The sequence below is a fragment of the Komagataeibacter melaceti genome (genome assembly GCF_003403295.1).
GTDB classification, from domain to species: Bacteria; Pseudomonadota; Alphaproteobacteria; order Acetobacterales; family Acetobacteraceae; genus Komagataeibacter; species Komagataeibacter melaceti.
The window spans coordinates 17016-29265 of record NZ_QUWV01000051.1; the positions used below are offsets into that span (position 1 = coordinate 17016).

Sequence of the window (12250 nt, forward strand, 5' to 3'; positions counted from 1 at the left end):
GGCCCCTACCGGCCAAGGTATTCAGCATGTTTTCCAGTTCCGGGAGGAGAAGGGCATGATCCTGCAGGGGGGCCATCAATGGCACCTTGTACGGGAGCAGGAAATCGCCCGTCACGGGAACGGGGGGGGCTGTCCTGTGTCGGTAATGGATCATTTATGGTGGTGCTGACGGCCTCGGCCAGTTTCAGGAAACTTTGCAGGAAATCACTATTACAGGCAAAATTTCCAGCCCCGCCCTGCGACCGGATTTCTTTTTCGGAAGAAGGCGTATTGATCCACGCGATGTAATGTTTCGCATGTAAGGTATGCAACCCGTCTGCGCTGGCAAATATGTGGTCAATCTCCACACGTTCGTCAGTACCAAATGGCAAGATAATGCCATGCAGTACGGGTAGACCACTTGCCATAAGCATCTGCGTAACGGGATCATCCGCGGCAGGCTGTCCGCATAGTTGCTGCCACAGGGCGGCATCTCCGCCTGCAGGGAAATCTGGATTGCGGTGCGCACGTGTCATGTCCGGTCCTGCAACAGATAAAGCTCCAAATCCGATAAGAAGGCTTTTATTGTAAAGAATTGGTAACCGGGGGGCGTCTCCCCTTTGTCACGCCGCTATTCATATCCGTCTCATGCAGCGTCATGCTGGCTGCCGGGCTGTGAGCACCCGGTATTGGGGCGGGCCTTCAGCCATGCTTCAAGATCCTGCACATTCAGCGGTCTGGAAAAGAAATATCCCTGTATCACGTCGCAGTTGATCTGCCGGAGCAGGTCAAGCTGCGCCTGCGTTTCCACCCCTTCCGCCACCACGGTCATGCCCAGGCTCCGCCCGATACGGATGATGGCCGTGACCACAGAGTGAACCTTGCCTGTCGGTTCAAAGCCATCCATGAAACTCCGGTCAATCTTGAGTTCGTTAAGCGGGAGGTTTGCAAGGTTCGACAGGCTGGAAAAACCGGTTCCGAAATCATCCATGGAAAGCCCGATGCCCATGGCCCGGATCTCCTGCGCGGCAATGAGGGTCTGATCGTAATTCTCTATCATCGCACTTTCCGTAAGTTCGATGGTCAGGCGCTGCGGGGGAATACCGCTTTCGTGCAGGATCTCGCCAATCAGGCCTGGCAGGTCGGGATTTCTGAAATGCAGCGCGGATATGTTGACCGAGACGACCGGAACGTCCACCCCTGCCTGCATCCATAGGGCCATCTGCCGACAGGCCGCCCGCAGTGACCACAGCCCGATTGCCTCGATCTGTCCGGTTTCTTCCGCCAGGGGGATAAAACGGCCCGGTGATATCATGCCCAGGGCAGGATCGGTCCATCGGGCCAGGGCTTCCACCCCTTCCAGCCGGCCGGTCGCGGCATGGACCTGCGGCTGATATACCAGATAGATCTGGTCCGTCCTGATCGCCTGCTTCAGCGCGTTGGCCAGCAGGATCTGGTCCGCTGCCTGCCGGTTCATTTCCTCGCTGAAGAAACGGTAGCAGTTACGGTCGGCATTCTTCGCCTGCGACAGGGCCGTTTCCGCCTGCTGCATGAGGATTTCCATCTCCCGCCGGCCACCGTCATTATCCGCAATGCCGATACTGGCCGTAATGGTAACAGGGACCATGTCAATCATGACCGGCTCCGCTACGGTTTTCATGACGGTATCGGCCAGTGCCGTGGCCCGTTCCACCCCACCGGTCGTAATCAGGGTGAATTCGTCTCCTCCGCTGCGGGCCAGCAGGTCATTACTGGAAATGAGACCGGATAGCCGCCTGGCCAGCGCCGCCAGCAGCCGGTCACCCGCCGGGCGTCCCAACCCGTTATTGATGGCCCGGAACTGATCAAGGTTGATGATCAGGGCCAACAGGTTTTCGCGCCGTGCGCGTGCCGCCCGCTGCCTGATACCGTGCCGCAACCCGGTCCGGTTGGGCAGGCCCGTCAGCGTGTCATACTGCGTAAGCCGCGCGATATCCTCACGCGAACGCTGCTGTTCGATGGCAAGCGCGCACAGGTGCAGGCAGGCATCGGCAATCCGCCGATGCCATCTGCCTGGTGCGCGCTTGGCACGGAAATAGAAAGCCAGACTGCCACCTACCCGGCCGTCACGCAGCAGGATCGGCACCGACCAGCAGGCCATAAGGCCATGCGGGACGACAAACTGCCAGAACCCCTTCCATTTCGGATCGGCTTCAATGTCTGGCGTAACCACTTCCCTGCCGGTGAACAGTGCCGTGCCGCATGACCCGACCTCGGGGCCTATCTGCAGGTCAGTGCAGACTTCGGCAATCTGTGCGGGCAGCCGTGCGCGCGCCACGGGGTGCATGCGCTGTTCATCATCCACGACCACAATCTGTGTTACGACATCCGGGGCGATACGTTCAATCTGCCGGCACATCAAGGCGAGGATTTCGTTGAAGGACAGGTTGCTGGCCAGTGCTCCCATCATATCCTTCTGCAGCGCCTTTATCTGCTCGCTGCCCGTAATGTCATTCAGCACCACGATTACTTCGTGCAGTTCCTCATAGGGGCTGCATAAGGGCGTTACGGTTGCCAGAAGCCAGATGTCCTGGCCTGTGTCGGTGCGGGAATGGATTTCCAGTTCAAAGGGCCGACAGCGCTGCAGACGACGGCGAAAAGCCTGTAATGTCGCAAGATCGCCCTGCTGCCCGGACAGAAAGGCCGAGAAATCAGCCCCTTCCATACCCTCGGTACCGATGCCCGAAAACCGGGCTGCCGATGCATTGGCATAGGTAATGCGGCACTGGCTATCCAGTATCAGGATACCACATGCATTGCGTTGCACGACGCTGGCGTAATGCAGATCCTGCTCACGTCGGGACAGATCCCGTGTCACGTCGCGCAGGGAAATGACAAACACCTGCTGTCCCGCCCCCTCGACCCGTGCCACGGACATCTCGGCAGAAAACGTCGTGCCGTCATGCCGCAGCAAGGTCAGATGGTGGTGGTTTTGCGTAGTGGAACGACAGACGTTACCCCCGGATACGCCAGATGGGCACAGTGCGACATTCGTCAGGTTCTCACCAAAGGTACAGGGCAGGATGTCTGTCCCGGTGGGAAAGAGAATATCAAGTTTCCGGCCGATCAGCCCGGGCGTGGGACCACCCCAGATACGGGCCGCGTTATCATTAGCAAAGATGATTGTGTTATCATTGCTGACAAGCAGGATACCCGTATCAATGCTTTCCAGCAGTTTGTCCGGAATGGGATATGTCTGTCGTTCGCCCATTAGTCTGGTCTGCCTGTCTGTTGTGTTTTGGGAGGTAAATGGATGACGATGCCGTTCTGGGGGGGTCTGTGTCCGATAACGTTTGAGGAAAAGCGGGGGCGTGTCCGCCCCTTCTCCCCCCTGCTGCCAGTTTTCAGGACGGGACAGCCCATAGGGATCCCCATCACAGCGCACGATCGCCCATGCCGCGCAGTCTCGTTCCACCCCGGATCCCGCAAGCAGCCCGACCAGCGTGATGCGGGTATCGGAGTCATAGGATGCCGTCAGGGTCTCGTTACCGCGGAATATCAGGCTGAATGGCGCGGCGCGGTCCGGGCTGCCAAATGTAATGTCGATCAGGATAAGGCCGGCTTCGGAATGCTTGGGTCCGAAAATGATTTCTCCCCCCGCCGGATCAATAATCAGGTGCAGCCACAGAACCTGAAAGGGGCCAAAGCTGTCGATTTCCAGTGTCCCCCCCTGCAGAACGTATTCCCAACTGCTCCACCGGGCCAGATCGATCAGGTTCGTGCGGACCCAGGCCTGTGTTCCTATGACGAAGCGATAGGAAGACAGATTTGACCTGCGTGAAAGGGGAAGTGATCTGTTTACAACCTCAATCACGTTGTTCCAGTTGAAAAAGCCGTTTCTGACCGAGGTCTCATTCGTACGGACCACAAGAGAGCAGCCATTGTCCGTTGCCATCTTCATATGTATCGCCTGTCTCAAAAATACTCGCACCAGCAAGGAAGTTTCGGGTTTTCTGACCGCTGGCTATTGGGCCAAAATATGAAATATTTGTGGCGTGGCCGTTCTGCTTGATGTGAAACCGTATGATGGTGGAAGTGATGAGGACGTAACGGAATTTATTGTTGCATAAGACCCGTCATTTGAAAACAAAAAAATGCTGGCCATGCGTTCGCGCAATCGTCTATAAAATAAGACTGATGTGCCAATATAAACGAATAATATGATGCTGATCGGGTACGCGCGCGAAAATGCGGAAGAAGCGACGCTTCTCCAACAGGTAGAAGCGCTCCGAAAGGCGGGTTGTAAAAAAATATATGAGGAAAAAGTTCCTACAATGAGCCGGGACTGGCCCATTCTGGGTGATGTTCTGACGGAACTTTCTTCTGACGATACTTTGATTGTCTATTCTCTGGACCGTCTTGCCTGGTCAACGCCCCACCTGCTGGAAGTGGCCGATCGACTGCGTGAAAAAGGAGCAGGGCTGCGTTCCCTTTGTGAACCCTGGGCCGATACCACCGTTCCCTATGGGAAAATGATTCTTGGTGTTTTTGCCGGCATTGCTGAATTTGAACGCGCATTAAGCCGCAACCTCACGGAAACGGGTCGAAAACGGGCGAAGGAACGGGGTGTCCATCTTGGTCGGCCAGCCAAGCTCAGCGCAGAGCAGATTGCGACGATCCGGAAGCTTGTCCGTGACGAGAACCTCTCCATTTCAGAAGTCGCAGCCCGTTTTGGCGTGCATAAAGCCACCATCTATCGGGCGGTTACCAATAACAAGTAAGAATTGTTTACGCTGACCCTGCATGTCACACCAGCCAGTCGATATGATCGCGCCGAGGTGGGACGTTTTGCTGCCGCCATTCAGGACGCGACGGGCGAAAGCGTTGAACCTTCATACTTAGAAATGCCGCTATACTCATTCAAGGTGCATAACACCCTCTGGGTGTCCACATTGTTTTCGATCGTCCCGTTTGGTTCTGTTTTTCTTTTCCGTCAGATCCTTTCCGGCCACCAGAAGGAAAAATGACCATTATGTCGGGTCTACTGATAGATCCGGCATCAATGCTGGCTGACGTCAACCCATTCTGCGCCAACAAGTTTTGCAAGCCGATCCGGCGTTAGACATACGGAACTGTTCCGGTCACCTGCTGCCGGCCAGACTTCGTCAAACGCACGCAGCGAAGTATCACAGAAGACTCTGACAGGCTGCGGCAGTCCGAAAGGACATACACCTCCCACGGGATGGCTTGTCAGTCCCAACACCTCATCCGCAGGCAGCATACGGGGGCGGTTCCCGAACGCATCCTTCGTCTTGCGATTATCCAGTCGGCCCGTCCCGGCCATGACGACCAGGATCCGCTCATCCCCCACTTTCAGCGCCAGCGTCTTGGCAATCTGCCCTTCCTGCACGCCCAACGCTTGCGCGGCTTCCACCACCGTCGCAGTACTATCTGTCAGCACCACAGGTTCGATATCGGGTGCGTTTGCCTCGAAAAATGCCCGCACGGATTCCCGGCTCATTTATATCCCCTCACAATGCTGGAAAACTGTTGGTCGTCTGGATCATTACACATTCTGTACTTCTCCAAGACAATCACGAAACGGTTCACAACAGTGCCATCTGGAAACTGCCGACATCAATCATGAAACTTCCTTCTACCCCGATCCCGAAGCGCTTTAAATCTCCCTACGCGGCCTGCTGCAGGGAACAGATGGCCACAGCTGGCTCAGTCGGGATTGTCGTGCCCACAACCCAGCTTGCGAAATCCACCAATCTGAACGGTCTTCAGAGCAAATTCAGCCTGGAATCATCCCCCACATGCGAGATATCACGCAGCAATTTCATCGACTGTAGCCAGCTATCCAGCAGGAGGAAACCGGGGCCATCACATCAATGAACAGAACCATGCTTGAAAGAGACAGCACACGGCCTGATTCGCGCAGACCCGCGACCACATTCAATTAATGAAGGATGGTGAAGCGGCAGAACACGGCGTCGCTCCGGCTAAATGGCAGTTCCTCTGCCGGGGGCCGCACAGTCGTAACGTTGTCCAGCCTCTTCCGTGAGGCCTCCTGCGCCATAGCCTTCCCGCATCGAACCTGTCGCATCACATGCGATCATATGTTCGGTATAGAACACCAGTCGGCAGGTCACATGCCCTCGTCCACACCCAAAATCCAAACGCACTGCAGACCCATGCTTGCGGCAAGGTGCCCGTCCCCAGCCGAGCGACTTTATCTGGCAGGCCGTTACCGATCACATAAATGATACCACTGATGACCCGATGGTCATCCACACGGCGCGCCCGAGCACGGGATAATAACGGCTGCAGAGCCTTCATCTCCCCCGCGCCTCAGCATCGGCCGTCTACTCATTTCGATCCTCTATAGAAATTTGAAATCACGATGGTTTTATGCCGTAAAGAGCTTTGATCCTATCGTGGGCTATTACTTCGCAGGTATACGCACCGCAATAACCTCGATCTCCACCAGCCAGCCCGGATTGGCCAAACGGGCAACGCCAAAGGCCGACCGGACCGGCAGATTCAGCTGTTTGTCGGTACCATAAAACTGGGTGTAGGCTTTCATCATCCCGTCAAAATCGAGTTTGCCCAGCTTGGGATCATCAACCATGTAAATATGCATCTGCACGACGTCGCCCATGCCGAGACCCAGCTTTTTCAGTTCATCCTGAATACGCAGCAGGGCAGCAAAGGTCTGGGCCTGCGTGTCCCCGTAGGCAGCAAGGGTGTGCGGGTCCGCCTTCTTGTCCTGCACCGGCGCGCCCATGCCACTGAGGTAGATGGTGCTCGCCCCGGCTGGAACCTCGATAGACGATGCAATGGGAAATTTGCCTGCGGAGTGACGCACGATACCGTCATCGGCCCAGGCAGGGACGGCACCAGCCATACCCGTCATGATGGTCAGGCCCGCAACTGTCTTCTTAAGCTCGAACATCTGTCTACTGCTCCTGCGGTGATGTGGCGGGGCGCTGGGCGGCGACATCGGCCGGTGTAATGGCATCCGTATAATGATTGCCAAAATGCGTGCGGATGTAATTGACCACATTGGCAATCTGGTCATCTTTCAGCGTGCCCGAAAACCATGGCATGCCGCCATATCCGTTCATGATGACATAAACCGGATAGGCACTGCTCTGCAGTTTTGCATTGTCGGCAAAGGCGGGGAACTGCGCGCCTGCCCCGGTCGCCCCCTTGCCGTCGGGCATGTGACAGCCCTGGCAGACATGGCGATATACGTCCTCGCCCGTGTTCAGGGGCTGGACCTCACCCACAACAGCGCTGGCGCTATCCGCCCGCGCGGGATGGGAGGAGGCCAGAAGCGGCAGGGAGGCAAGAACGGAAAGGAAAAGGATCTTGCGCATCAGCTGGCTCCCTGTGCCCGTTTATGCAGTTGGGTTACGGCATCCAGTGCGGACAGGATGGCCCCTTCCTGCCAGCAGCCCACATAGGATGCATGTTCACCAGCCAGCACGATGCGGTTGTCCATCGTGTACAGGGCCTTGTAATGGGTCTTGCGGGCCTGTTCGCTCCACATCGAGCAGCAGCCCATGGTCCAGGGCACGCGGCTCCATGCAAAACTGATGCCGTTGGAAAATTCTTTGCGGTATTGCTTATGGAAGACCTCACCCTGCGCAAGGGCATGTTCAATCCGCTCCTGCGGGGTCATGCCGGCAAAATCATATGCTGCCGGACCAAACATGTAGCCCCCCAGCAGAACCGCTGGCCCGCGGGAGAAGTAGCCATGGCTGGGATAGGAAATCTGGCTGATCGGCTGGTCGGTAAAGCTGATGCCGCCATAGATCTGATCATCCTCCTCCCAGAACCGGCGCTTGAATTCCAGCCCCAGCTTGACGGAGGAAGCATAGGGCACCGCCATGATCGCGGCCTTGAGCGGTGCGCCAACCTGCACGTCAAGCTGAGACAGGATGGGAAGCGGGATGGTGCATACGCAGTAATCGGCCTGCGCCTCACGCACGGCACCGCCATGGGTCATATCGTTATAGGTAACCGTTACGCCCCTGTCGTCCTGATGGATCGCGGTGACCTTGCAGTTCAGGGTGATCAGGTCATGCACCTGCCTGTTGAAGCCCTTGCCGATCATGTCCATGCCGCCCACGGGCTGGAACATGGTGGTCTGCATGTCCAGACGTTCGTGGAACGCCAGCCATGTCCACAGGCTGGAGCGCATGACATCCTTGCGGGCAAATGGCTCGGACGGGACGGGCGCGCCATTTATGCCGCCACCCTGCGCCTTTTCGTAACCACGGGTTTCGGAACTGATAATACCTTTGCTGTAATTCAGCCCGGAATCCAGACTGCCCCACTGTCGCATGGCGGTCATGATGTGATCATGCTCATCGGCCGAAACCATGTCATCAAGCTTGTGCTGGTTGATCGCCTTGCCCAGCAGTTCCGCCGTGAAACCATGAAAATCCGAGGCGAATTCCCGATACCGGACCGGCTTGCCGTCAAACGCCCGGCTCGAATGAAGCCATGAATTGTGGTTCAGTTCCACAAACGGTTCCAGTTCCACCCCGAATTCGCGGCAGTAATGCAGCAGGCCCTGATGGTGGTAGGGAATACGCCACGGACCCGGATTGATGTAATTTCCGGATGCGAAACCGACCTTCTGGGTAATACCTCCCAGCTCGGTTACGGTATCGCCCCCACGCAGGCTGATATTACGGCCACCGGCGCGGTTCTGGAATTCCAGAACCTGCACATGGTAGCCTGCCTTGCGCAGTTCATAGGCGGAAAGCATGCCCGCGAGCCCGGCCCCCAGAACCAGCACGCGTGTGCCACGTTTTGCACCGGACAGGACGGGGGGCGCTGTAAAGTCCGTGCCCTGCGCATGCCCCATGGACGTCATGGCCTGATACAGGGCGGCACTGCCGGCAAGGGTGCCGATCCGGGTTAGAAGTTGCCTGCGCGTGGGCGCCTTGCGCGGATGAGCGTTTGTCACCAGAAAATTCCCATAACAACAACCGTGATGCACCTGGCTCCATTGCTCGGGACAGATTCGGTCCAGAAACAATGTGAGCGGATATGAAGATCGTGCCTCCCTGGTCTTGGGCGGATTGCAAAATGATCTTAGAAAACAGCAGGGTCTATGCCCATCATCAGTAAAATACCCACGGTGTCGGCCATGGGTATTTTGACTTCAGCTGTCAGACAGGATCAGAAGTTGGCGTTAAGGCGGCCGTAATAATACCCGCCATACATGGGGATCTGGGCGGAATCTTCATCATAGGGCATGGCGCCCAGCGCATTGAGCGCCTGCGGGACCATGCGTGGACGCACGTTGAATACGTTATTGGCGCCAACCGCCATGTGCCAGTTCTTCTTGAACCGGACGCCGATTTCAATATCTGTCAGCCAGTGTGGCGTATTGATGAACTGCTGCAGGGCGTTGTTGGAGTACTGCAGAGCCGAAGGCCCCCAGTCCTGATATTGCATCATGTCACTGGTCTGGCCATAGCGGGTCTGACGGATATTAAAATCCCAGTTCTTGTAGGTATAATAAGCGTTCAGGATGATCTTGCTACGCGGATAATCAGTTGTGATCGCCGCGATGTCCGAAAGGTTCAGGTCCGCGCCGTTATGATGCAGACGGGTGCGGTTGAGGTCGATCGACATCGACAGAGCAAGATTGCCGTATTGATGGAAGCGGAACATGTAATCCGCCTTGATGTCCACGCCCTGTGTGCGGGTGCTGGCACCATTTGTGAAATAATCTGCATACACATCGTTATAACCGGTAAAGCCGGTTGGCAGGGAAGCCAGTTGGGCAATGGCCTGCGCCGCGACCTCGCCCTGTGTCGTATTACCGTAAGGGGTAGAGCCGCCGAAATTCGTATCCTGAACGATGCGGTCACGCATATTGATCTGATAGACGTCGGCTTCAACGTGGAAACCATCGACAGGTTCCAGCACGATACCACCGCTTACGCTGGTCGAGCGCTCGGGCTTCAGCTTGGTCGCGCCAATGGCCTGGGCCGCTGCGGAATCAGCGGCAAGCAGGCCACTGGCACCGGTGGGCGAAACATTGACGGCGCTGAAATGTGATTCAGCCAGCGTCGGGGCACGGAAGCCCGTGCTGATGGTGCCACGGATGGCGATACGCTTGGTAAAGTTGTAACGTGTTGAAATCTTGCCATTTTCCGTATTGCCCACGTCAGTGTAATGTTCCAGCCGCCCGGCAAAATCCAGTTCCCACTTTCTGGTCAGGCGGAAATCCCCATCCAGATACCATGCCCAGATGTCACGGTACCATGTACCAGCCGAACCGGGGGAGATGCCGGCATAACCCTGCGTACCGCCTCCCATGTACGAGACGGGATTACCTGCGGTGATATTGTAGGATTCCATCCGTTCTTCCGCGCCAAAAGCAAGCGTCATCGGAACGACGTCCCCGATCTTGAAACGACGGCGGAAATCGACGTTGTTGGTCCATTGCACCATGCTGTAGCTTTCAGCCCGTGCCTTACGGGGGCTGGAGCCATAATCGGCAACATAAGATGTGTTAAGGGTATTCTTGTTACCGATCTTGTCGATATCTTCACCATAAGTGGAACTGATATCCCAGTTGAAGCCCATGAAGTTGTCACCCTTCAGGCCCAAGGTGGCGGCAAAATCGTTTTCTTCCATGGTTTCCAGTGGTGAGAAACCATAGGGCGCAATGGCGGCGCAGGCCTCGCAGGAGCCGCCTACAGTGGGCGTGCGATAGTTTTCATAAGCTTCCGCATGACGATGGGCATAGGTAATCAGCCCATAGAAATTGATACCGGGCGTAAACTGCTTGCCCCATTCAATCGCCAGGTTTTCACGTGTTTCTTCCGGCGTACTCATGATCTTGTTGGAGCGTTCTGAAATCTTGCCGGCATTGACGCCGGTATAGGTTGCACTGCTGGCATCGGCAGGCTGTGAACCAAGTAGGCGGTGGTCCCGCGCATTGTTGGCCACGAAGTGGTCCGTATGGTACATCTGGCCGCTGATATGCAGGAATCCATCCTGCCCCAGCTTCATGCCGCCGTCGGCATTGAGCTGGTAGCCCCAGCCATCACCGTTATAGGCATTCGCGCCGGTCTGGCCGCTCAGGTTCAGGCCATGATCCTGTTTCTTGGTGATGATATTGACCACACCGGCAATCGCATCGGAGCCATACATGGCGGCCGCACCGTCTTCCAGCACTTCGATATGATCGATGGCATTGGCCGGAATCATATTCAGGTCAACCGGGGTCGAACCTGAATCCGGGCCTGAATCCGCATAGAGGTTGGCAGTCGTGTGGCGGCGCTTGCCATCAACAAGTACCAGCACTTCATTCGGGTTCAGACCGCGCATGCGAATGGCAGAAGTCAGGGCGCCCGCATCGGCCCCCATGGTGCTGACATTGATCGAGGCATAGGTGCGGGTCAGGGCATCAGCCAGGTTCATCTGGCCCGACCGGCGCAGGGTTGCTGCGCTGACAACCGAGACGGGACTCATGCTGTCACGCGCCTTTCGATTCACTGTGTGCGTGCCCGTCGACACATTTATTGTTTCTACACCAGAACTGTTTACACCTGTGTTGTTCTCCTGCTTCAGGTTTTGCGCAGCACGCGGATGCGTCTGCGCTGTCGTTGCACGACGTGCGCGGGCGGCTCCGCTTTTTCCTGGATTCTGTTCCTCTGTTACAGGATTTCCGTTGGGTGTGGCGGCAACTGCTCCGAAAGAGACAAAAGAGCAGATGGTCGTTATTAGGAGAGAAGTTCGTCTGTTCATGATGCCCCGCGATTCTTCCATCTATTTACGATATTAACGGGACGTAATGATTATCGAGGAAAAAATACCTATCACACCGTTTCGATATCGGCACGTTGCCGGAATGCTACACTCTGCCGTATGTCACGTTATATTTATAATTTTAATCCTTGACGAAATAACACTCATAAACGTTGAGTAATTCCGGAAATCAAAGGTAAATGAAAATTGGGTCTGGACCCATTGATTTGATTGCGGAAATCTGATTCAGGCTCTGTGAGGAGACAGGAGATGAGCGACCTGTTTTGGCTGACGGACGAACAAATGGAGCGCCAGCGACCCTTTTTCCCAAAGACCCACGGTAGAGCGCGCGTTAGGGATCCAGGTTGCCTGATCGGTCGCACCAAAGGCGGCATGAACACGAAGCTGCATGCGATCAGAGGTGGACCCGTCTGTTCGGACAGTTTTTGGGTTTGAATAAGCTATACCCGGTTGTTGTTATGCCGCCATTCTGACGGCGTTGCTG

9 protein-coding genes and 1 pseudogene are annotated in these 12250 nt (G+C 56.1%); 3 read left to right on the forward strand and 7 right to left on the reverse strand.

The features are described from left to right. Positions 1-5 precede the first annotated feature (5 nt). Positions 6-515 carry a hypothetical protein gene (locus DY926_RS06995; RefSeq protein ID WP_241503096.1) on the reverse strand — a complete coding sequence of 170 codons (510 nt, stop codon included), beginning with the start codon at positions 513-515 and terminating at the stop codon, positions 6-8. Between the two features lie 110 nt (positions 516-625). Beyond that, complete coding sequence (locus DY926_RS07000; RefSeq protein ID WP_241503097.1) at positions 626-3919, reverse strand: EAL domain-containing protein; 3294 nt, start codon at positions 3917-3919, stop codon at positions 626-628. A 259-nt stretch (positions 3920-4178) separates the two neighbouring features. Here DY926_RS07000 and DY926_RS07010 point away from each other — a divergent pair, with 259 nt between their 5' ends. Then, on the forward strand, positions 4179-4739 hold the full coding sequence (locus tag DY926_RS07010; protein ID WP_116702722.1) for a recombinase family protein: 561 nt from the start codon (positions 4179-4181) through the stop codon (positions 4737-4739). A 3-nt stretch (positions 4740-4742) separates the two neighbouring features. Then, on the forward strand, positions 4743-4985 hold the full coding sequence (locus tag DY926_RS17810) for a hypothetical protein (protein ID WP_225063190.1): 243 nt from the start codon (positions 4743-4745) through the stop codon (positions 4983-4985). Between the two features lie 32 nt (positions 4986-5017). On the opposite strand, the gene DY926_RS07020 is transcribed toward DY926_RS17810, so the two are convergent. The 5 genes from DY926_RS07020 to DY926_RS07040 form a co-directional block, all read right to left on the reverse strand. Further along, positions 5018-5479 (reverse strand): YbaK/EbsC family protein, encoded by a 462-nt coding sequence (locus tag DY926_RS07020; RefSeq protein WP_116702723.1) that lies wholly within the window; start codon positions 5477-5479, stop codon positions 5018-5020. Positions 5480-6406: 927 nt separating this feature from the next. Further along, positions 6407-6916, reverse strand: coding sequence for a RidA family protein (locus DY926_RS07025; RefSeq protein ID WP_116702724.1), 510 nt, complete (start codon positions 6914-6916; stop codon positions 6407-6409). Between the two features lie 4 nt (positions 6917-6920). Next, entirely contained in the window at positions 6921-7343 is a 423-nt protein-coding gene (locus DY926_RS07030) for a c-type cytochrome (RefSeq protein ID WP_116702725.1), read from the reverse strand. Continuing rightward, the gene (locus DY926_RS07035; protein WP_116702726.1) at positions 7343-8944 is read right to left on the reverse strand and encodes a flavin monoamine oxidase family protein; all 1602 of its coding nucleotides are present in this window, start codon (positions 8942-8944) and stop codon (positions 7343-7345) included. Before DY926_RS07035 ends, DY926_RS07030 begins: the two co-directional genes overlap by 1 nt. 215 nt (positions 8945-9159) lie before the next feature. After that, the gene (locus DY926_RS07040) at positions 9160-11469 is read right to left on the reverse strand and encodes a TonB-dependent receptor plug domain-containing protein (protein WP_007396529.1); all 2310 of its coding nucleotides are present in this window, start codon (positions 11467-11469) and stop codon (positions 9160-9162) included. Between the two features lie 546 nt (positions 11470-12015). Between DY926_RS07040 and DY926_RS07045 the strand changes: the two are divergent. After that, positions 12016-12123, forward strand: a pseudogene (locus tag DY926_RS07045) (IS5/IS1182 family transposase); the annotation flags it as partial. Positions 12124-12250 lie beyond the last annotated feature (127 nt).